Origin of the sequence: Sphingosinicella sp., assembly GCF_052388015.1 — a bacterium.
In the GTDB taxonomy this organism is placed as follows: domain Bacteria; phylum Pseudomonadota; class Alphaproteobacteria; order Sphingomonadales; family Sphingomonadaceae; genus Allosphingosinicella.
Genome location: NZ_JBQTIN010000052.1, coordinates 1 through 20639, shown reverse-complemented (window position 1 = coordinate 20639; position 20639 = coordinate 1). Strand labels below are relative to the sequence as shown.

At 66.6% G+C, this 20639-nt stretch carries 23 protein-coding genes, 2 tRNA genes and 1 pseudogene; 10 read left to right on the top strand and 16 right to left on the bottom strand.

Features of this window, described 5'->3' with window-relative positions:
* The 4 genes from ACT4N3_RS04705 to glmU form a co-directional block, all read left to right on the top strand.
* Positions 1-378, top strand: a 378-nt coding sequence (locus ACT4N3_RS04705) for an HPr-rel-A system PqqD family peptide chaperone (protein ID WP_444854052.1), incomplete at its 5' end; no start/stop codon positions are given.
* Positions 375-1238 (top strand): HprK-related kinase A, encoded by an 864-nt coding sequence (locus tag ACT4N3_RS04700; RefSeq protein ID WP_444854051.1) that lies wholly within the window; start codon positions 375-377, stop codon positions 1236-1238. The genes ACT4N3_RS04705 and ACT4N3_RS04700, both read left to right, overlap by 4 nt.
* Complete coding sequence (locus ACT4N3_RS04695) at positions 1235-2239, top strand: nucleotidyltransferase domain-containing protein (protein WP_444854050.1); 1005 nt, start codon at positions 1235-1237, stop codon at positions 2237-2239. The genes ACT4N3_RS04700 and ACT4N3_RS04695 overlap by 4 nt, the downstream gene beginning before the upstream one ends.
* A gap of 58 nt (positions 2240-2297) precedes the next feature.
* Positions 2298-3653: a bifunctional UDP-N-acetylglucosamine diphosphorylase/glucosamine-1-phosphate N-acetyltransferase GlmU gene (gene glmU / locus ACT4N3_RS04690; protein WP_444854049.1), complete on the top strand. Its 1356-nt coding sequence runs from the start codon at positions 2298-2300 to the stop codon at positions 3651-3653.
* A gap of 21 nt (positions 3654-3674) precedes the next feature.
* On the opposite strand, the gene ACT4N3_RS04685 is transcribed toward glmU, so the two are convergent.
* The gene (locus ACT4N3_RS04685) at positions 3675-4166 is read right to left on the bottom strand and encodes a DUF2846 domain-containing protein (RefSeq protein ID WP_444854048.1); all 492 of its coding nucleotides are present in this window, start codon (positions 4164-4166) and stop codon (positions 3675-3677) included.
* On the bottom strand, positions 4163-4732 hold the full coding sequence (locus ACT4N3_RS04680; RefSeq protein WP_444854047.1) for a hypothetical protein: 570 nt from the start codon (positions 4730-4732) through the stop codon (positions 4163-4165). Before ACT4N3_RS04680 ends, ACT4N3_RS04685 begins: the two co-directional genes overlap by 4 nt.
* A gap of 136 nt (positions 4733-4868) precedes the next feature.
* Here ACT4N3_RS04680 and glmS point away from each other — a divergent pair, with 136 nt between their 5' ends.
* Positions 4869-6692, top strand: a complete 1824-nt coding sequence (gene glmS / locus ACT4N3_RS04675; RefSeq protein WP_444854046.1) for a glutamine--fructose-6-phosphate transaminase (isomerizing) — start codon at positions 4869-4871, stop codon at positions 6690-6692.
* A gap of 20 nt (positions 6693-6712) precedes the next feature.
* A complete protein-coding gene (locus tag ACT4N3_RS04670) occupies positions 6713-7303 on the top strand; it encodes an SMI1/KNR4 family protein (RefSeq protein ID WP_444854045.1) in 591 nt (196 codons plus the stop codon).
* A 2-nt stretch (positions 7304-7305) separates the two neighbouring features.
* Here the strand turns inward: ACT4N3_RS04670 and ACT4N3_RS04665 are convergent, their stop codons facing one another.
* Both ACT4N3_RS04665 and ACT4N3_RS04660 read right to left on the bottom strand, forming a co-directional pair.
* Entirely contained in the window at positions 7306-8538 is a 1233-nt protein-coding gene (locus ACT4N3_RS04665) for an NAD(P)/FAD-dependent oxidoreductase (protein ID WP_444854044.1), read from the bottom strand.
* 21 nt (positions 8539-8559) lie between these two features.
* Positions 8560-8633 (bottom strand) — tRNA-Ser (locus ACT4N3_RS04660).
* Between the two features lie 136 nt (positions 8634-8769).
* On the opposite strand from ACT4N3_RS04660, the gene ACT4N3_RS04655 reads away from it, so the two are divergent.
* Positions 8770-9084, top strand: a complete 315-nt coding sequence (locus ACT4N3_RS04655; protein WP_444854043.1) for an Arm DNA-binding domain-containing protein — start codon at positions 8770-8772, stop codon at positions 9082-9084.
* Positions 9085-9151: 67 nt separating this feature from the next.
* Positions 9152-9334 (top strand): annotated as a pseudogene (locus ACT4N3_RS04650) (cation transporter); the annotation flags it as partial.
* 37 nt (positions 9335-9371) lie between these two features.
* On the opposite strand, the gene ACT4N3_RS04645 reads toward ACT4N3_RS04650, so the two are convergent.
* The 9 genes from ACT4N3_RS04645 to ACT4N3_RS04605 all read right to left on the bottom strand — a co-directional run bounded on the left by ACT4N3_RS04645 (position 9372) and on the right by ACT4N3_RS04605 (position 15907).
* Positions 9372-9788, bottom strand: a complete 417-nt coding sequence (locus ACT4N3_RS04645) for a toll/interleukin-1 receptor domain-containing protein (RefSeq protein ID WP_444854042.1) — start codon at positions 9786-9788, stop codon at positions 9372-9374.
* An 82-nt stretch (positions 9789-9870) separates the two neighbouring features.
* The gene (locus ACT4N3_RS04640) at positions 9871-10608 is read right to left on the bottom strand and encodes a PepSY domain-containing protein (protein WP_444854041.1); all 738 of its coding nucleotides are present in this window, start codon (positions 10606-10608) and stop codon (positions 9871-9873) included.
* A gap of 52 nt (positions 10609-10660) precedes the next feature.
* Positions 10661-11146 carry a YybH family protein gene (locus ACT4N3_RS04635; protein ID WP_444854040.1) on the bottom strand — a complete coding sequence of 162 codons (486 nt, stop codon included), beginning with the start codon at positions 11144-11146 and terminating at the stop codon, positions 10661-10663.
* A 9-nt stretch (positions 11147-11155) separates the two neighbouring features.
* A complete protein-coding gene (locus ACT4N3_RS04630) occupies positions 11156-11491 on the bottom strand; it encodes a hypothetical protein (protein WP_444854039.1) in 336 nt (111 codons plus the stop codon).
* Between the two features lie 19 nt (positions 11492-11510).
* Positions 11511-12143 (bottom strand): DUF2231 domain-containing protein, encoded by a 633-nt coding sequence (locus ACT4N3_RS04625; protein ID WP_444854038.1) that lies wholly within the window; start codon positions 12141-12143, stop codon positions 11511-11513.
* Entirely contained in the window at positions 12134-12805 is a 672-nt protein-coding gene (locus ACT4N3_RS04620) for a copper resistance protein B (protein ID WP_444854037.1), read from the bottom strand. Before ACT4N3_RS04620 ends, ACT4N3_RS04625 begins: the two co-directional genes overlap by 10 nt.
* Before the next feature lie 515 nt (positions 12806-13320).
* On the bottom strand, positions 13321-15171 hold the full coding sequence (locus ACT4N3_RS04615; RefSeq protein WP_444854036.1) for a copper resistance system multicopper oxidase: 1851 nt from the start codon (positions 15169-15171) through the stop codon (positions 13321-13323).
* A 93-nt stretch (positions 15172-15264) separates the two neighbouring features.
* Entirely contained in the window at positions 15265-15540 is a 276-nt protein-coding gene (locus ACT4N3_RS04610) for a hypothetical protein (RefSeq protein ID WP_444854035.1), read from the bottom strand.
* Between the two features lie 40 nt (positions 15541-15580).
* Positions 15581-15907: a hypothetical protein gene (locus ACT4N3_RS04605; protein ID WP_444854034.1), complete on the bottom strand. Its 327-nt coding sequence runs from the start codon at positions 15905-15907 to the stop codon at positions 15581-15583.
* A 180-nt stretch (positions 15908-16087) separates the two neighbouring features.
* On the opposite strand from ACT4N3_RS04605, the gene ACT4N3_RS04600 reads away from it, so the two are divergent.
* Positions 16088-18445, top strand: a complete 2358-nt coding sequence (locus ACT4N3_RS04600; protein WP_444854033.1) for a heavy metal translocating P-type ATPase — start codon at positions 16088-16090, stop codon at positions 18443-18445.
* Positions 18442-18843, top strand: coding sequence for a Cu(I)-responsive transcriptional regulator (cueR, locus tag ACT4N3_RS04595; protein ID WP_444854032.1), 402 nt, complete (start codon positions 18442-18444; stop codon positions 18841-18843). Before ACT4N3_RS04600 ends, cueR begins: the two co-directional genes overlap by 4 nt.
* A gap of 374 nt (positions 18844-19217) precedes the next feature.
* On the opposite strand, the gene ACT4N3_RS04590 is transcribed toward cueR, so the two are convergent.
* From ACT4N3_RS04590 to ACT4N3_RS04580, 3 genes are all read right to left on the bottom strand, one after another.
* A tRNA-Arg gene (locus tag ACT4N3_RS04590) sits at positions 19218-19294 on the bottom strand.
* Between the two features lie 56 nt (positions 19295-19350).
* Positions 19351-19995: an endonuclease III gene (gene nth, locus ACT4N3_RS04585; RefSeq protein ID WP_444854031.1), complete on the bottom strand. Its 645-nt coding sequence runs from the start codon at positions 19993-19995 to the stop codon at positions 19351-19353.
* On the bottom strand, positions 19992-20639 hold a 648-nt coding region (locus tag ACT4N3_RS04580; protein ID WP_444854030.1), incomplete at its 5' end, for an aminotransferase class I/II-fold pyridoxal phosphate-dependent enzyme. The genes ACT4N3_RS04580 and nth, both read right to left, overlap by 4 nt.

The window sequence follows — 20639 nt, the reverse complement described above, 5'->3', positions numbered from 1 at the left end:
GGACGATCCCGGCCATTGCGGGTACCGGACACGGACCCTAGGGCTCCGGCGATGGCCGGCCCCCGCTACATCGCCGACCCCGGCGCGGATGTGCGCATCGTCGCGCTCGACGGTCTGTCGGTGCTCTATCACGCGCCGTCGGGCATGACCCATATCGTCGCGTCGCCGGCGCCGGAGATCCTCGTCGCGCTGCAGGCCGGTCCGGCCGACGCCGCCGAGCTGCTCGCGCGGCTCGCCGCCGCTTACGACCTTGGCGCGACGAATGCGGCCGAGATCGTCAGCCTGCGCCTGACGGAGCTGGAGCAAGCCGGGCTGGTGCGGCGCGACGAAGTTTCCCTGCGCGAGCCGCAGGATGGTTCCACGAGGCGCGCGGCATGAGGCACCAGCTTTCCCTGCGTATCGGCCCCATCGGATTCCGGGTCGGCTCGGCCTGGGCCGCGCCGATCGACGCGCTCGCCGCCCTCTATGCCGGCTATCCCGAACCTGAGGCCGGGATCTGTGACTTCACGGTGCGACTGGAGCCGGAAAAGCCTTGGCGGCGCTGGCTGCGACCCTCGGTCGCGATCCGGGGCGACTATGTGCTGCCGGACGCCGCGCCGCTGCCGCTCGCCATGGGCCTCCTCGCCGCCGAAATGGGCATGAACCTGCAGATGGCGCTCGGCCAGAAGCGTTATCTGCTGCTGCACGCGTCGAGTGCCGAGAAGGACGGCCGCGCCATCATCATGACCGGAGAGTCGGGCGCCGGGAAATCGACGCTGTCGGCGCTGCTTGGCGAACGCGGCTGGCGGCTGATGGGCGACGAGTTCGCCTTGCTCGATCTCGCCGACGGCCGCCTCCACGCTTTTCCGCGCGCGATCAGCCTCAAGAACGGCGCGATCCGGGTCATGGAGGATGAGGTCGCGCCGGATCGCTTCGGGCCGCGACTGGAAGGCACGCCGAAGGGCGCGATCCGCCATCTGCGGCCCAACGCCTCGGCCATCGCCGGCATGAACGAGAGCGCGAAGCCCGCCCTCATTCTCTTCCCGCGCTTCGGCGGCCAGGCGGACGCGCGACCTGTCGGCCAGGCCGAGGTTTTCATGCGGCTGACCCAGGCCTCGACCAATTACGTCACGCTTGGGGCGGCGGGGTTCGAGGCGCTGACCGGACTGGTCAAGGCATGCCCGGCAGCGGCGATCGACTATCCGGACACGGAGACGGGGCTCGATCTCGTCGACGAACTGTGGCGGGCGGCGGCATGAGCGCGGGACCGCTTCTTGTTCGCGCCCTGCGCGACCCCGCCACGGCCAAAGGCTGCGACTGGCCGGCGCTGATTGCCGCCGCGAGAGCGGAGCGGCTGATGGGCAGCCTGGCTTACCGGCTGGAGGGCCAGGATGTGCCGGCGCCGGTCGCGCGCATGCTGGAGGACGCCCGCCGCGACTCGGCGCATGCCCGCACCCAGGCGCTCTGGGAGGCGGAGATGGCGCGCCGCGCGACCGCCCATCTCGGCGTGCCGATCGTGTTGCTCAAGGGCACGGCGTTTCACGCGGCCGATCTCGATGCCGCTCGCGGTCGTTCAGTCGGTGATCTCGACATTCTCGTGCCGCGCGAGTCGATCGGCGCGGCCGAAGAAGCTTTGGTCGTCGCCGGCTGGGAGCGGTTGAAGGAGGAGGGCGGCTATGACGACATCTATTACCGCCGGTGGATGCACGAGCTGCCGCCGTTGATCCATCGCGAGCGGGACCGGATGATCGACGTCCATCACACGATTCTGCCGCCCACCGCCCGCCCGACCCCGGACGCGGCGGCATTGATCGCGGACAGCGTCGCGCTTCCGAGCGGACTGCGCATGCTCTCGCCGGCCGACATGATCGTCCATGCGGCCGCGCATCTGTTCGCCGACGGCGATCTGGCCGGCGGCCTCAGGAACCTGTGGGACATCGACCGGCTGCTGCGCCAGTTCGCGGCCGACCCCGGCTTCTGGCCCGCGCTTACAGGCCGCGCGGCGCACCACCAGCTCAAGCCGCATGTCGCTCGCGCCCTGCGTCTTTCGGCGCGGCTCTACGGCACGCCGGTCGACGCCGCGCTCGCCGGCCGGCCGCGCTGGTCTGACCGCCTGTTCGAGGCGCGGCTGCTGGCCCGCAACGGCTGGGGGCAGGAGAAGCGCAAGGCGCTTCGCTTCGCCTTCTATGTCCGCTCGCACGTCTTGCGGATGCCGCCGCTCATGCTCGCGCGGCATCTGTGGACCAAGGCCCGCGCCTGAGGGTCTGGCATCGCGCCGCGGTCCGTGCCATCGGCGGAGCCAAGCTTAGGGGAGCCGCATGACAAGGCCGCTGGCCGCAGTGATCCTCGCCGCCGGCAAGGGCACGCGGATGAAATCCGATCTGCACAAGGTGCTGCACCCGATCGCGGGGAGGCCCTTGCTCGGCCATGTGCTGGCGGGCGTCGAGGCGCTGGCGCCGGCGAACAAGGTCGTCGTGGTTGGCAGCGGGCGGGAGCAGGTCGAGCCCGTCGTGGCTGCGGCGGGTGGCGTCGTCGTCGTTCAGGAGCCGCAGCACGGGACCGCCCATGCCGTGCAGCAGGCCGAAGGCGCGCTCGCCGGCTTCGACGGCGATGTGCTGATCCTCTATGCCGACGTGCCCTTCGTCTCGACCGGGACGATGCGGCGGATGGTCGAGCGGCTCGCCGCGCCCGACGCGCCGGCGGCGGTCGTGCTGGGCTTTCGCCCTGCCGACGCCAAGCATTATGGCCGCATCCTCGCCGAGCCCGACGGCGCGATCCTGAAGATGGTCGAGTATAAGGACGCCAGCGAGGCGGAGCGCGCGATCGACCTGTGCAATTCGGGGTTGATGGCGGTGCGCTCGGCCGATCTCTGGCTGTTGCTTGGCCGGGTCGGCAACGACAATGCAGCGGGCGAATATTATCTTCCCGACATCGTCATGATCGCCGCCGCGGATGGCCGGCGCTCGGCGGTGATCGAAGCCGATCCGGCCGAGGTCGAGGGCGTCAACAGCCGCGCCGAGCTGGCCGGGGCCGAGGCAGCCTGGCAGGAGCGGCGGCGGCGCGAGATGATGGACGCGGGCGTCAGCCTGATCGCGCCGGAGACGGTGTGGTTCGCGCACGACACGGAAATCGGTCGCGACACTTTGATCGAGCCGAACGTGTTCTTTGGCCCCGGCGTCACGATCGGCGAGCATGTGACCGTCAAGGCCTTCAGCCATATCGAGGGCGCGACCATCGCCGCCGGCGCGCAGATCGGCCCTTACGCGCGGCTCCGGCCCGGCGCCGAGATCGGCGAGGACGCCCGGATCGGCAATTTCGTCGAGGTGAAGAAGGCCAGGCTCGGCCAGGGCGCCAAGGCCAATCACCTGGCCTATCTCGGGGACGCGGAGATCGGCGTCGGCGCGAACATCGGCGCCGGCACGATCACCTGCAATTATGACGGCTTCCTCAAATATCGCACGATGATCGGCGAGGGCGCGTTCATCGGCTCGAACAGCGCCCTTGTGGCGCCGGTGACGATCGGTGCTGGCGCGATCGTGGGAGCCGGATCGGTCATCACCCGCGACGTTTCCGCCGATGCGATCGCTCTCGCGCGCGGCGAGCAGATCGAGAAACCCAGCCGCGCCAAACGCTTCCGCGAGACGATGGCCGCCCGAAAGAAGAAGGGCGGCTGAGCCGCCCTTCTCGTTCGTCCGTCAGTCCGCGTTTGGATCCCGTGGCGGCACCAGGTCCAGGCCGCGGCCGCGGCGGTCGAAATCCTCCCGGTTCTGCGGCGAGAGGTTCGGGCGGCCCATGCCAATGCCCATCCCGATCGCGCAACGCACATAATGGGTCTCGCCCTCCTCGACCTCGATCCGCAGGCGATCCGTGGCTTCGCTGCGCACCGAATATTCATGCGCGCCCGGTGCGGTCTGGTGGATGAAATAGCGGCCGGGCGGCAGGCGGTTCACGACTTGGCTATTCTCGTGGACGCGGCAACTGACCAGCGCCCCCATCATCCCGCTGCGATAGAACACCACTTGCCCCATGCCCGCCGGCGGCGCGGGAATCGCCGGCGCCGCATTGCTGCTCGCCGACTCATTTCCGGCCTGCTGGGCGGCCACCACCGGAGCCGCGACCGCCATCGCCGCGGCCAGCATCAACGCTTTCAGTTTCATAATTCCTCCCCCTTGAAAATGCCTCGTCATTCGATCGGCGCGAGCACCAGCTCGTTCGCGGTCTGCGCGCTTGCCCGCGTTCCCGCCGGAACGTTCACCTCCCCGCCCGCGATCATGAACGCGACCAGCGACAGGCCGGGGATCGTCGCCGCCGAAGCGATGTTCAGCGCGTTCACGGCGCCGCTATTGTCGCGGCCCTGCGCCGCGCCGACCCGCAGCGTGCGCAGCGGAATCCGGCTCTCGCCGAGCTGCAGATAACGGGCGGCGAGGATCAATTCCCCAGCCTTGCCCATCGCCCGGGCGCGGGCGGCATGGACGACCTCGCCGACGCCTGCCGTGCCCGCAGGGATCACGACGCGCCCCTCCGCGACAAGCGGGACCGCCAGGCGAAAGCTGAACGGTTCGCCGGTCTGGTTCGCCCTGCTGTTCACGGTCTGGGTGATCTCGATGTCGAGCGGCGTGCGTGCCGGTATCGTGCAGCAGCGAACGGCGGCATCCGTCGCTTCCGCCGGAGACGATGCCGCGACTTGAGCGAACGCGGCCGCCGGTGGCACGCAAGACAGCACGGCGGCGCGCATAAGATACTGCGCAAGCACGGATATTCCCCCCGTTCCCCACGATCTTGATAGCCGCAGCCATAGCTGCGTCAAGCCATCCGCCTCGTGCCTCTGGCGAAGCGGCCCGCAGGCTTCTAGGGGACCCGGAGGAATCGCGAGGGGATCGTTCGGCCATATGTGCGGAATCATCGGGATCGTCGGCACCAGCGAGACCGCGCCGCGGCTGATGGATGGGCTGAGGCGGCTCGAATATCGCGGCTATGACAGCGCGGGACTTTGCACGATCGTCGATGGCCGGCTCGAACGCCGCCGGGCCGAGGGCAAGCTCGACAATCTCCAGCGCGAGCTGGACCGCTCCCCGCTCTCGGGCCATGTGGGCATCGCCCACACTCGCTGGGCGACGCATGGCGCGCCGACCGTCGACAACGCCCATCCGCACGTCGTCGGCGCCGTGGCGGTCGTCCACAATGGCATCATCGAGAATTTCCGCGAGCTGCGCGAGGAGATGCAGGCCAAGGGTCGCGCCTTCTCCAGCCAGACCGACAGCGAAGCGGTCGCCCATCTGGTCGACGACCGGCTGCAGCAGGGCGACGATCCGGAAACCGCCGTCGCCGCCGTGCTGCCGCGCCTGCACGGCGCCTTCGCGCTCGCGATCCTGTTTCGCGACCATCCCGGTCTGATCGTCGGTGCCCGGCTCGGCGCGCCGCTCACCGTCGGCTATGGCGAAGGCGAGAATTATCTCGGGTCCGACGCGCTGGCGCTTGCCGCGCTTACCCGCCGCATCGCCTATCTGGACGAGGGCGACTGGACCGTCGTTACCCATGACGCGGTCAAGGTGTTCGACCGCGACAATCGGCCGGTCGAGCGGCCGATCGTCGATTCCGGCGCCAGCGCGGCCCGGATCGAGAAGGGCAATCACCGCCACTTCATGCAGAAGGAGATTTTCGAGCAGCCGATGGTTGTGGCGCAGACGCTCGGCGCCTATGTCCGCCAGCTCGAGCAGGAAATCGCGCTGCCGCACGTCGATTTCGATTTCGCGTCGGTGCCGCGGATCGAGATCGTCGCCTGCGGCACCAGCTTCTATGCCGGCATGGTCGCCAAATACTGGCTGGAGCGCTTCGCCCGGGTGCCGGTCGAGCTCGATATCGCCAGCGAGTTCCGCTACCGCGATCCAGTGCTGGAGCCGGGCGGCATGGCCCTGTTCGTCAGCCAGTCGGGCGAGACCGCCGACACCCTCGCCGCGCTCCGTCACGCGCGGGAAAAGGGCCAGAAGATCGCCGTCGTCGTCAACGTGCCGACCAGCTCGATGGCGCGCGAGGCGGACCTCTTGCTCCCCACCCATGCCGGCCCGGAGATCGGCGTCGCCTCGACCAAGGCCTTCACCTGCCAGCTTGCCGTGCTCGCCGCGCTCGCCGCCAAGGTGGCGCGCGACAAGGGCGTGATCGACGCGGCGGAGGAACGCGAGATCGTCAGGCATCTCATGGAGGCGCCGGCGGCGATGAACGCGGCGCTGGCTCATGACGAGGACATCCAGGCGCTCGCGCCGGTCATCGCTTTGGCGCGCGACGTGCTCTATCTCGGCCGCGGGCAGGATTATCCGCTCGCCCTCGAAGGCGCGCTGAAGCTCAAGGAAATCAGCTACATCCACGCCGAAGGTTATGCGGCGGGCGAGATGAAGCACGGGCCCATCGCCTTGATCGACGAGAACGTGCCGATCATCGTCATCGCGCCGTCCGGTCCGCTATTTGAAAAGACTGTCTCCAACATGCAGGAGGTGCAGGCGCGCGGCGGCCAAGTCGTGCTGATCTCAGACGCCGAGGGCATCGCCGAGGCCGGCGAGGGCGCGATCGCCACGCTGGAAATGCCCCGGGTCCACCCGCTGATCGCGCCGCTCGTCTATGCGGTGCCGGTGCAGCTGCTCGCCTATCATGTGGCGGTGGCCAAGGGCACGGACGTTGATCAGCCGCGCAACCTCGCGAAGAGCGTGACTGTGGAATAGCTTCGCGGAGTCTCCTTGCCATGTCGCGACCATTTGAAGGCTTTGATTTCACCGAATTTTGGGAAAAGGGCGAATATGCACTGCGTGATTATCTCGAGCCGCCGCCGACAGATCTAGATGTCGCTAGGGTTGAAAAGGAGCTCGGGTATCGCCTTCCCCTCGCCTACGTTGAGCTTTGCCGGCATCAAAATGGTGGCATGCCGATCAACGCCTACCACCGGATGGCTGAAGAGACGTCGTGGGCGGATGATCACATCGCGATCAATGGAATTCTAGCGATCGGCCGAACGAAATCATGCTCGCTATGCGGTTCGAACGGGAGCAGGTTCTACATCAACGAATGGGGATATCCGCCCATTGGCGTTTACTTCGCTGATTGTCCGTCGGCAGGACACGACATGATATGCTTGGACTATACGCAGTGTGGTTCCAGAGGCGAACCGCAGGTAGTCCACGTCGACCAGGAGTCGGACTACCGCGTCACCTTCATTGCATCTAACTTTGAGGCATTTATCAGAGGGCTTGAGCCGGCCGAGGCATTTCCCGTTCCGGAAGACATCGACGCAGGTATCGTTCGGGCCGACCTGAGTGGGCTGGACGAGAAGAATTAGCTTCAGCTTGGCGCGAGTTCTTTCAAGAGGATGTTGGTATTCGCTAGCAAAGCCCTGCTGGGGCTTACATTTCCGACGATTAGCTTGCGTCCCTGCACATAGTCCTTGACCGCGTTGACGCAGTCGAGCGCGATTACCCGGCCGTTGCGGAGGTAGATCGCGGAGAAGCTGCGCGCCGCCGGATCGCCGCGGACGACGATCTCGTCATGGCCGATTGTAAGCCCGACCGTCTGGAGCTTCAGGTCGTACTGGTTCGACCAGAACCAGGGCACGGCCGAATAGGGTTGCGGGCGCCCAAGAATCGCCAGCGCCGCGCAGGTCGCCTGGTCATGCGCATTCTGCACCGATTCCAGCCGCACCCGCATGCCGCCGGCGAAGGTGTTCTCGTGCGCCGCGCAATCGCCGATCGCATAGACGTCGAGCAGACTGGTCCGGCAGAATTCATCGACGCGAACGTCGTTGGTTCCGACCGCTCCAGCGGCCAGCAGCGGCGCGACGACGGGATCGATGCCGATACCCACGATAACAAGCTCGGCCGGAACGGCCTCACCGCCCGCAAGGCGGACGCCGGTAACCGCGCCGCCTTGACCTAGGATTTCGGCGACCGGTGCGCCCAAGCGGACCTCGACTCCGCGGGCGCGATGCTCGGCCGCGTAGAAGTCGGAGATCGGCGGCCCGGCGACCCGGTTGAGCAGCCGGTCGAGCGCCTCGACGACAATGATTTGCTTGCCGAGCGTCCGCAGCACCGCCGCCGCTTCCAGGCCGATATAGCCGCCACCGACGATCGCAATCCGCTCGGCGTTCGGCAGCGCCGCGCGAATTCGGTCGACATCGGCGAGGCGGCGGATGACGTGGACGCCGCTTAAGTCGACGCCGAGACAGGCCAATCGCCGCGGCTGCCCGCCGGCAGCCCAGATAAGGGCGCCATAGCCGATCGCAGCGCCCGAGGCGGTGGTGACCGTCTTCGCCGCCGGATCGACCGCGATCGCCAGTTCGCCCGGCAGCAGCTCCACCCGCCGCTCGGCCCAGAACGCCTCCGGCCGGATCAGCAGCCGCTCGAACGCCTTCTCGCCGGCAAGATAGTCCTTGGAAAGCGGCGGCCGCTCATAGGGAGGATGCGGCTCGTCGGTCAGGATCGCGACGCTGCCCGCGAAGCCGTGCTGGCGCAGCGCGATCGCCGCCTGCGCACCGCCATGGCCGCCGCCGACGATCAGCACATCGAAGCGCCGGGTCATGGCTCCTCCGGGAAAAGCCGCTGGCGCACCCAAGAGGATTCGAACCTCTGACCTCTGCCTTCGGAGGGCAGTAGCACTGCTTTTCTCACGATTGCCAGCCGTCGCTGGAACTGGCGGATTTTCGTTGGTTTTCTCGGTCGTCACCATTCCGGGCGTTGCTGCAAATTGCTGTTGTTTTCCGCATTTCGCTTCCACTATGCTTCCACCGCTGGCTCTTCAGGAAGGATCCTCGTGGCGAAACTCACAACGAGAGACGTGGATGCCTTGAGCGTCTCGGGAGCGGGGAACAGCGCGATGCTGTGGGACGGCGAACTGAAGGGCTTTGGCATTCGGGCTTTCCCCTCGGGCACCAAGAAATTCATTGTTCAATACCGCACGCGGGCGGGCCGGCAGCGCCGGATGACGCTGGGCGCTTATGGTCCCCTAACTGTGGAGCGTGCCCGCGACCACGTCGCCATCACCCCCGAGTCGCTCCGGGCGCAGGGGCTCTTTCCCATTCCCACGGCTCGTTTGTTTCGAGAGATACTGCGGTCCCGCGGAAATTAGTTCCGGCCATCACGCGGAACTCTCTTCGATGTTCCCGTCCACCGATTTCCGCGAAGTTCCCTGAACCGAAGTCCGTGAATGCGTGGAAGGGCCGGGCGGCGCAACGATCACCGATCTTCACGTTTGGCGCGTCGGGCCCCAGGCCCATGCGGCGATCGTTTCCGTCGCCAGCGGCCTCGATAAGCGCGAGATTCGGGAACGTCTTCGCCCGGTACATGAGCTGGCCCACCTGACCGTCGAAGTGCACTAAGCTCGCTCAGGTCGGACGGTTGCGGACAAGCAGCCCGTCACCCAGGATCGGGACCAGCTGTCATGTTGCATCGCATCGTGTGTTCCACAGCGTCTTCGACCTGCGGGCAACAGCAAGATGAGTCGATCTTCCAAGCCGCAACGTCGATGGTGTGCAGCTGGCGGAATCCAAGCGGTGGAGTCGTCCCGTCGAGCGACACGGGCACCAGTCGGTTCCGGTCGCGTCCAGCCGCCGCCTCGTCGCGGACCCAATGCGATCGGACAGAGGCGACCGACCAGGCCACGACCACCACATCCGCATCGGCGAGCGCCTGCTCGATCTGGTGCTCGAACTCCGCGCCGCCCGACAGGCGCCGATCCCACCAGACGTCATGGCCGGCGCGCTCCAGTGCCGCAGCCAGCTCGCTTACGCGCGCCCGATCCGCCCGCGCGTAGCTGAGAAACACCCGCGCCATCGCTCCCCCTTATCGCAGCTGCGATCATGCGCAGCGGCGCGGATCGAGGCAAGCCCGCCGGCCGACCAAGCCCAGGAACGTATCAGGCGCTCGGCTGGCGAGCGTCGCGCCGGCGTCTGCGCCGCCAGGCGTTGTAGCCCAGCCGGCTTGGGAACAGGACGATTCCGGTCACGATCATGACGAGCGCCAAGGCCGTCGCGATGATCAGGAGCGGCGTGTTGAAATCCTCGTGGTTCTCGAAGTCCATGATGTGGAGCGACCACAGGAAATCATAGACGCGCCAGAGCGTCGAACGCCGGGCGCTCACCGCGCCCGTATCTGCCGCCACATAGAACGAGACCGCATTCTCGCCCTGGAAATCCACCCGCCACGCCGGAAGCGCGCCGCGATATTCGGGCGAGGCGGTCGTGACGAGCTCGACGCCGGCCGCGCGGTCTTCACCGATATGGTCCCGCTCGGCGATTGCCACCGCCAGCGTTGCCGGGATCGGGGAGAGTCGCCGGCCGCTACGCAGATCGTAGAGCCGCGGCCGGCCGGGGGCGGCGGTGACGATCGCCATCGGCCGCCCCATTACCGTGCGCAGCTCGATCCGTTCGCCGGGCTGCGCCCCTGCTGACGCGACCCGCTGCAAGCCGGCGGCAGCATCGGCGAGCGCAATCGGGCTCGTCTGGGCTTCCGCGACCATATGCTCGCTGCGAACGCGTTCGATCGGCACGACCGCGAAAAACAGTCCACTGACGAACCAGAACAGGATCTGGATCGCCATCACCAAGGCGAGCCACTTGTGAACTTTCCCCGAAATGCGCGCGGCAGCCGACATTCTTCTTCCCCCTGGATGTAGTTTGATCCGGCCCTGACCGAAGCGGCTGGGCCTAGTTTCGTTGCGGTTGAGGCGGCGATGGCGGGCGTGGCGTGCGCGAAGAGCCGTGCATGCTGACGATCCGCCAGCCGTCCGGCGTTCGGCGCAACACGCTGGTCGTCACGCCGCGTCGTTCGATCGGCTCGCCCTGATGGCGCTCGATGGGATATGTGTAGCTCTCGCTAGCGAGCGCGACCTGCCCCTCAAACCGGACGGTCAGGCGATGATCGCCGAAGCGGAACGATCGAAAGTGCCCGAGTTCCGGCCCGAGATGGTGGGCCAGATAGTTGGCGAAGCTGCCTTCCACGCCCCCATTTTCGAAAACCTCGGAACCGGCCACGAACAGCGCTTCGGTGCCGCTGGCGTCGAGCCGCTCGATCGCGGCGCGATAGCTGCTGAGCACCTCCGCAACGGCGGCCATGTCCGCACTTTGCGTGGGTTGAGCGTTGGCGCTGGTCACCAGAGCGACGAGCGTCAAGATCATGCAGAAAAAGCGCATAACGGCTCCCTAAGTCCCGTTGCTCGACCGGTTGTGCATCATGTTGCCCATGTCGTGGCCCGCGTGTGGATCGGCTGGCTGTGCCGGCTGCGATCTGGGCTCAGCCTTTTGCGCCGGTGGCGTGCGCCGGGGCTCCGTCGGCCGCGTCGAATCCACCGCCTGCGCCTCATTGGTTATCGAATTGACGGCAGCGACGTTCTCGTTCGCCGAGAGGTTGGTCGCGGGCGCCGTAGGTGCCGGCATGACATTTTGGGACGCGGCTTGATTTTGCTCTGTTCGGGAGCCGCACGCGGCAAGGGTGGCCGCCAGCGCAACGGACAAAGCGACAGGTGGAACCTTCATCATCGACACTCTCCTTGTTTCATCAAAACATCATGTGCTCGACGCCATGTGTGAGCGCGGCGCCGAACCAGCCTTGGACAAGCAGGATCAGCGTGATCGTCCCCAAAGCGAGCGTCATTCCACGGCTGTTGACCGAGTCCGGCCGGCGCCAGGCCCAAAGAGCAAGCGTGATGCCGGCCAAGGCCAAGCCGGAGCCGATCCAGCGGTGGACGGATCGGATGGGGTCCCGATCGGCTAACTGGAACCCGGCGTTGAGCCAGCCGAGCGCTGCCGCGATCACTGCGGCGACCCCGGCCACCACAATGAAGGCGCGGATCAGATCGACCCGATCGCCGCGTCGCCGGGCGAAAACGAGCGCAATCCAGCTGATTGGAAACAGCGCGATAGGAAAATGCACCGCGAAGGGGTGCATTCTCCCGGCGAAGGAAACCAGCCGGCCGCCGAAAGTCGTTGGCCGCTGCTCCTCCATGTCCATCGTATGGGCGCTGGCGGCTGGATTGGTGGCATGATCGGCGATGGCCCCGGCGCCGTTTTGCTGCGCTTGTTCCGCAGCCTGCACCTCATTGTGATTCTTGTGCGCCCCGGCCGGGGCCGCGACGAGCGGAAGAGCAATGAGGCACAGAGTGGCGAGCAAGAGGCGGATGTTCAGAACCATGTCCTGACTCCCAGCAGAAGACTCCAGCCGCCGACATCCTCGCCCGCCGCCCGGCGGAAGCGCGCCGTGTCGCCGAAGGCACGGCCATATTGGACGCCGATATAGGGAGCGAACTCCGGCACGATCTCATAGCGAAGGCGCAATCCCGCCTCGGTGCTGGACAGGCCCGACCCGACGCCGATGGCCCGATCATCCTGGAGGGCGAAATCAAGCTCCAGCCGCGGCTGGAGGATCAGCCGCTGGGCGATTCGAACATCATATTCGCCCTCGAACCGGGCCGAGACATCGCCCCGTTCGGAGAGGAACAGCGCGCCATCGACCTCAAACCAATAGGGCGCGAGCCCCTCGATCCCGAGCACGAGATAGCCCCGCTCCGGATCGGGCCGGAAATCGTAGCGAACACCGGCCTGGAGGTTGAACCAAGGGTCAAGCGCGCGGCTCCAAAGCGCCTGGACTTCCGCCCGCTCCGGCCGCTCTCCGAATTCGCCCTCTCCCTCGGTCTTGATCCAAAGGCGATTGATCGCGCCGCCATACCAGGCCTCTGCGTCCCAGCCGTAGCCATCGCGGCCATTCTGGATGCGGGCCTCGAGCTGATCGATCAGGATGCGATGCGTCCGGATCGCGCCATGCTCGCGACGGAAAATATCGCGTGCCGTGTCCATCGCACCTGCGGCAAATACCGTATCGGCGGCGTGCTCAGGGCCCGACCGCGCGGGCGGGGGCGGTGGCGCGACCGGCGGATCAGCCACAGTCTCCGCGCCGCTCATTTGATGATCGGCGTGGGGATCGGAGGATGCGGCCGGCGCTTGCGGTGCCGGCATGGCATGGCCGGCATGTGGGTCGGCCGGCGCAGGCTGTGCGGGCCTCGCGTGGCCGGCATGAGGATCGGCTGGGGCTGCTTGGGTGGGCATTGCGTGACCCGCGTGTGGATCGGCGGGACGTGCTGCTGGTCTTTGTCCGGCCCGAGCTGGCGCGCGGCGACGCTGGGCGCGGGCGGGAGCCGGCTGTGCCGCACGGCGCCGCGCTGCCGGCCTGGCTCTTCTGGCCGGTTGTCGTGCCGCCGGGCGTGCGGGTTGAGCTGAGCGTGCGCCCGAAGGCATCGGCATCGTGTGGCCCTGATGCTGCGCCAGTGCCGGCACGGACACGGAGGCGGCGAAAAGCAGGATCAGCAGGCGCCTCATGCGTCGTCTCCATCGAGCGGACGGATCGAGACGACGCGCATCATCCCCGCGTGCATGTGGTAGAGAAGGTGGCAGTGGAACGCCCAGTCGCCTGGCGCGTCCGCCGTCATGTCGAAGCGCACGATCCCTCCCGGCAGCACGTTCACCGTATGCTTGAGCGGGTGCGCGCCGGCATGGCCGTTCACCAGCTCGAAGAAATGGCCGTGGATGTGGATCGGGTGGGCCATCATGCTGTCGTTGACGAGCTTGAAGCGAACCCGTTCGTTCCGTTCCAGCCGGATCGGCTCGGCGCCCTCGCTCTGGCGGACGCCATCGAACGACCACATGAAGCGCTCCATGTTGCCCGTCAGGTGAAGCTCGATCGTGCGCGTCGGCGGGCGCTGGTCGGTGCTCGGGGTGAGCGCCATCAGGTCCCGATAATTGAGCACCCTGTGGCCGGCATTCTCCAGTCCGAGCCCAGGCTCTCCCGTGCGGTCCTGCGGCATCGGCGCGATCATATCGACGCCGGGGCCGAGCCTGACCTGCGGCGCGTTGGCAGGATCGCGCATATTGTGGCTCATACCCGCCATGCCGCCGCTCGCCTGGGCCGGGGCGGCGCCCGGCGCGGAGCCGTGGCCCATCGCCCCATGATCCATTGCCGGTGCGGCGGGACCAGTTGCGGCCTGTGCGCCAGCCGCCGGGGCGCCGTGATTCATGCCTGGCATCGCCCCGTGGTTCATGCCGCCCATGCCCATGTCCGTCATGGTGAGCACCGGACGGTCGCGCAGCGGCGGAACAGCGGCCGTCATGCCCAGCCGCGGCGCGAGCGTCGCCCGGCCCATGCCGGAACGATCCATCGCCTCGGCGACGAACGTGTAGGCGCGATCCTCCGGCGGCTGGACGATTACGTCATAGGTTTCCGCGACTGAAATCTGGAACTCATCGACCGTCACCGGACGCACGTTCTGGCCATCCGCGCTCACGACGGCCATCGGCAGGCCGGGGATGCGGACGTTGAAGATCGACATTGCCGATGCATTGATAATGCGGAGGCGCACCCGCGCGCCGGGCCGGAACAAGCCGGTCCAGTTCTCGGCCTGCCCGTGGCCGTTGATCAGATAGGTGTAGGCCGTCCCGTTAACATCGAGAATGTCGGTCGGGTCCATGCGCATCTGCGCGAACATCGCCCGATCGGCCGCAGGCATTTGTTGGTCCCGACGACCGGAGGCGCGGCCGGCGAGCGTCATCCTGTTACGGTTGAAATAGCCTGCCTGCTGGCGGAGCCGCGCCATGATGTGGTGCGGGTGGAGAAAGCTCCAGTCGCTGAGCACGATCACATGCTCACGGTCGTAAGCGACCGGATCGGGACCGGCCGGATCGATCACGATCGGCCCGTAATGCCCCTGTTGCTCCTGAAGGCCGCTATGGCTGTGATACCAATAAGTGCCCGACTGGCGGACGGGGAACTCGTAGGTAAAGGTCTCGCGCGGCCGGATGCCGGGGAAGCTGACGCCCGGCACGCCGTCCATCTGGAACGGCAGGATTAGGCCGTGCCAGTGGATCGACGTATCCTCGTCGAGGGTATTGGTGACGTGAAGGCGAATATTCTGGCCTTCGCGCAACCGAATGAGCGGCGCGGGTAGCGTCCCGTTGATCGTCACGGCATGGCCGGACCTGCCGCCCACCGTGAAGGCGCTGTGGCCGATCGTCAGCCGGATGTCTTCGCCGGAGAGCGTCGGCAGGCCGGGGCTGGTCCCCGCCGAGCCTGTCTGTGCCCAAGCTGGAAAGAACGAGGATAGGCCAAATGCGGCCCCACTAAGCGCAGCTCCGCGAAGCAGCGCGCGGCGATCAAGCGATACGTCATGCATATGAGTTCCCCGGCCGCGGACGCGCGGCCTGTGCGAACGGCGCCCTGGGAGGGAAGCGGCAGCGCCGCTCCCCTCCCGTTCAGGCCGAACCGATCAGTGGTTCTGGTGGCTCTGCGGTTGCGCGGGCGCGGGCTGACGCTGGCCGGCCTGGCCCATATTCTCGCAGCAATCCATCCGGCCGTTGCCATTGTGGTCGGCGCAACAGGCGCAGCCTTCGCCGTGGCCCTGACCGTGAGGGGTGCCCTGCTGATGGTCTTGGTGCTGGCCCTGCTGATGCTGGGAATGATCGGCCGGCTGAGCGGCGGGAGCGGTCTGCGCAAAGGCAGGCGATGCGAGCGCAAGCGCGAACGCGGCAGCGATGATTTTCATGTGCATTCTCCGAAAAGAGTTCGAACGGTTCGATCGACTCTCAGGAGAGGCGCGGAGGGGGCGGGTCCGACTCCGGATGAAGGCCCGGATGCAGGCTGGCCAAGCGGCCGACCTGCATGATCCCATGCCCCGCCGGATGCGATGCGACCGCGAACTCCGCGCTCGGAACGGCGGAGCAGGCGATCATGCAATCGATGCTCGGGTTCGTCGGCCCAGATTGATCCTGATCCATGTCGGCGCAATGACCGGCCGGCGAACCGGCCCGGTCATGATCCATGACGGCGGTGGGAGCGGGATTGGGCATGGCCATCGCCGCATGACCACCCATCATGCTCAGCGGCGCGAACAGCACCGCGAGAATGGTCAAAATCCGCCACAGACGCGTTAGCGACATGCGCGCCAGTTAAGAGCTTGGACCAGCGCTGGCAACTTCCAGCCGCTGGAAGCGCGCCGATCGCTCGCGAGGCTGGCGCCGAAAAATGCTTGACCTTCCAGTTACTGGAACTGGCACTGGAAGCGCACCAGACGCGAATCGACAGGTGCCGAGATGGACAAAACGCATAGCTGCCACGATCATAATCATGGGGGTGACGCCATCGCGTCGAGCACGGTCATCGACCCTGTTTGCGGGATGACAGTCGATCCGGCGGCGACGCCGCATCATGCCCGGCACGAAGGCCGAGAGTATCATTTCTGCTCGGCCAGTTGCCGCGAGCGCTTCGAGGCCCGACCCGAAATCTTCCTGGAAGGATCGACCCGCGAGGCCGTGCAGGGGCCGGAGGACGTCGTCTACACCTGCCCGATGCATCCCCAGATCGAGCAGATCGGGCCGGGCTTCTGCCCGATCTGCGGAATGGCGCTGGAGCCGAAAGGCGTTGCCGTCATCGAAGGTCCGTCCGAAGAATATCTCGACATGCGACGGCGGTTCATCGTCTCGGCGGTCCTGACCGCGCCACTCGCCGTCATCGTCATGCTGCGCCACTTCTGGCCGATGTCCGTTGAGGCGTTCGGCGCGCGTACCCTCGACTGGGCGGAGCTCGCCATTGCGACTCCGGTGGTGCTGTGGGGCGGTTGGCCGTTCTTCGTTCGCGGCTGGCAAAGCGTTCGGCGCCGCCGCTTGAACATGTTCACCCTGATCGCACTCGGCACGGGGGTTGCGTGGGTCTATTCCGTCATCGGGGCGGTGGCGCCGCAGATCTTTCCTGCCTCTTTCCGAACCATGCATGGCGGCGTCGGTCTCTATTTCGAGGCGGCCGCGGCTATTGTGACGCTCGTGCTACTCGGGCAGGTGCTGGAATTGCGCGCCCGCGAGCGCACCGGATCGGCCATCCGCGCGCTGCTCGATCTGGCGCCCAAGGCCGCGCATCTCGTCGAGGACGGCAAAGAGCGCACCATTCCCCTCGATTTAGTCCAGGCGGGCGATCATTTGCGGGTCAAACCGGGCGAAGCGATCCCCGTTGACGGAACAGTCGCGGAGGGATCGTCGGCAGTCGATGAGTCGATGCTTACCGGCGAGCCGATCCCCGTCGAGAAGCGGCCGGGCGATGAAGTTACGGGCGGCTCCATCAACGGAGACGGCGCTTTCGTCATGACCGCAGAGCGGGTGGGGTCCGAAACCATGTTGGCGCGCATTGTCCAGATGGTTGCCGAGGCGCAGCGCAGCCAGGCACCGATTCAGAAAAAGGTGGACGAGGTTTCCGCCTGGTTCGTGCCGGCCGTCATCGGCGTGGCGGTTCTTGCTTTTGCGATCTGGTCCTTCGCCGGCCCGCCGCCCAGCGTGCCGTTTGCGCTGGTAACGGCCGTTTCGGTTCTCATCATCGCTTGCCCCTGCGCGCTCGGGCTTGCCACGCCCATGTCGATCATGGTCGGCGTCGGGAAGGGCGCTCAGTCCGGCGTGCTGATCAAGAATGCCGAGGCACTGGAGCGCTTCGCCACGGTGGACACGCTGGTTGTGGACAAGACCGGCACACTCACGGAGGGGAAGCCTGCGCTCGTCGCTGTGGAGCCAGCCGCCGATCACGTTGAGGATGACATCCTTGCAGCTGCGGCTTCGCTCGAACAGTCGAGCGCTCACCCTCTCGCCCATGCGATTGTGACTGGGGCGGAGACACGGGGCTTGCCGCGCCATCCGGTTGAGGATTTCGCATCGGTTTCCGGCAAGGGCGTGGTCGGCATTGTGAACGGCCGGCGTGTGGTGATCGGCAATGCCGCGATGATGGACGATGAAAGCGCCGGCGCGGCTGGATTGGCGGATGCCGCCGGGCGTCACCGCGACGCGGGTGCAACCGTCATGTTCGTCGCGATCGACAAGGAACTCGCTGGACTGATCGCGGTGGCCGATCCGATCAAGCCAACGACTGCCAAAGCGATCGAGCAGCTCCACGCGGAGGGCTTGCGGCTGATCATGCTGACCGGCGACAACCGGCGGACCGCTGAGGCCGTCGCCGGCCGGCTCGGCATCGACGAAGTGATCGCCGACGTGCTGCCCCAAGACAAGGACGCCGCCGTCGATCGCCTCAAGAAAGACGGAGCCACCGTGGCGATGGCGGGCGATGGTGTGAACGACGCGCCGGCGCTCGCGCGCGCCGACATCGGCATCGCGATGGGCACGGGGGCGGACGTGGCGGTGGAGAGCGCTGGCATGACGCTGGTAAGAGGTGACTTGCTTGGCCTGGTGCGGGCGCGGCGGCTGTCCCGCGCCGTGACAAGCAACATCCGCCAGAATCTGTGGTTCGCCTTTGGCTATAACGCGCTCGGTGTCCCGGTCGCGGCCGGGATTTTGTACCCGGTCACCGGCCTGCTGCTAAGCCCGATGATCGCCGCTTTGGCCATGAGCCTGTCGTCGGTTTCGGTGATCGGTAATGCGCTTCGGCTGCGCGCGCTGAATCTGGAGACCGCCCGATGAACATCGGACAGGCTGCCGGCCGTGCCGGGCTTCGGACAAAAACGATCCGCTATTATGAGGATATCGGTCTGCTCAAGCCGGCCCGCCGAGCGAATGGCTTCCGCGATTATGCCGAGCGCGACGTGCATGAACTGCGGTTCATTGCGCGAGCGCGGGGACTAGGTTTCAGCGTCGAGGAATGCCGGCACCTGCTGGAGCTCTACCGCGATACCGGCCGCGCGAGCGCCGAGGTTCGGGAAACGGCTGCGGTCCATATTGAGGCGATCCGATCCAAGATCGGCGAATTGCGCGCGATGGAGCGCACGCTAGCTCGCCTGATCGACGAGTGCGCCGGTGATGCCAGGCCGGATTGTCCAATCCTGGATGAGCTCGCCGCCGGGGAAAGTCGCCGAGCGTAGGATAGAGTCCGCATCGGGTTGCGAATCTTGGAGACGAAAGCGTCCTACGACCAAAGCCGGCATTTTGGTTCTACCAGATCGCCGCTCCTGCTCGATTTTTGACCTCCCGAGCTTGGCTCGGGAGCGATCCACATCCGCTTGAGATCGATCACCAGGGCCAGGAGGACCCGTTTCAGCTGGAGTTGTGGTTTCGAGTCTTCGAAATTTGTGAGAGCCTCGCGCTTTAAGGGGTCGCCTACCGCTTCGGACTTCGCAATTTGGTGGGAAGGACCCGAAAGGGGGCGGCTGCTTCCAATATGCTTCCACCACCAGCGGTCCGATCCGGCCGCAATTCACGGCCGTCAGATAACTCTTTGTTTTCGAGCAGAAACGGCTGGCGCACCCAAGAGGATTCGAACCTCTGACCTCTGCCTTCGGAGGGCAGCGCTCTATCCAGCTGAGCTATGGGTGCTTTCGAGCCGGCGAGCGGCGCGCTTAGCAAAGAGGGGCGGGCCTCGCCAGCCCCGATCACGCGCAGGGCGGCGGCGTCTTCGGCTTGTAGCGGCACAGATCGGCGACCACGCAACGCCAGCATTCCGGCTTGCGCGCCTTGCAGACATAGCGGCCGTGCAGGATCAGCAGATGGTGCGCGGCGTTGCGCCAGGGCGCGGGCGTTTCCTTCTCGAGCTTCGCCTCGACCTTGTTGACGTCCTTGCCCGGCGCGAGACCGGTGCGGTTCGTGACCCGGAAGACATGGGTGTCGACCGGGAAAGTCTCCGCCCCGAAGGCGACGTTCATCACCACGTTCGCGGTCTTGCGGCCGACGCCGGGCAGCTTCTGCAGCGCGTCGCGGTCAGCGGGCACCTCCCCGCCATGATCGCGGATCAGCGCCTCGGAGAGGGCGATGACATTCTTCGCCTTCATGTTGAACAGGCCGATCGTCCGGATGTGGCGCTTCAGCCCCTCCTCGCCGAGCGCGACCATCTTCTGGGGCGTATCGACGGTCTTGAAGAGGTCGCGCGTCGCGGCGTTGACCCCTGCATCGGTCGCCTGCGCCGACAACACGACCGCGACGAGCAGGGTGTAGTCGTTGATGCAGCTGAGCTCGGTCTCGGGATCGGGCGTCCGGTCGGCGAGGCGGCGATAGAATTCGGCAATGTCGGCCTTCTTCACTTCAGCGAGTCCAGCGCAGCGCCGAGCCGTTCCAATCCCCCTTCCACGAGCTCGGTCGGCTGGCCGAGGCCGATGCGGAAATGCCCGGGCGCGCCGAAGAAGCGGCCCGGCACGATCGACGTGTCGTAGTGCTCGCGCAGCAGCCGGTTGAGCGCGTCGACATCGCGGCCGATCAGCTTCGGGAAAGCGGTGATGCCACCGACCATCGGCGCGCAGTCCACATCGTCGCGGCCGGCGAAGAAGGCGTTGGCGAGCGCGCGATTGCGGTCGAGCAAGGCGGGCAGGGGCGCGGCGATTTCGTCCAGCTTATCCAGCGCCAGCAGGGACAGCCGCTCGGTGCTATGGGCCTGGGCAACGCCGAACAGCTCGTTCAGCCGCCACATCCGTTCGGCCAGCTCCGGCGCGGCGAGGATCCAGCCGCAGCGCAGGCCGCTGAGGCCGTAGCATTTGGTCAGGCTGGAGGTGACGACGAAACGCTCGCCGAGATGCGCGGCACTGCGCTGCGCAGGCAGGGCGGCAGGCAGATAGACCTCGTCGATCAGAACGAATGCGTCCGCGCGCTCTGCAATGTCGCCAATCTCACGCAGCACCGTTTCGTCGGCGAGATTGCTCGTCGGATTGTGGAGATTGGTGAGCAGGATGAG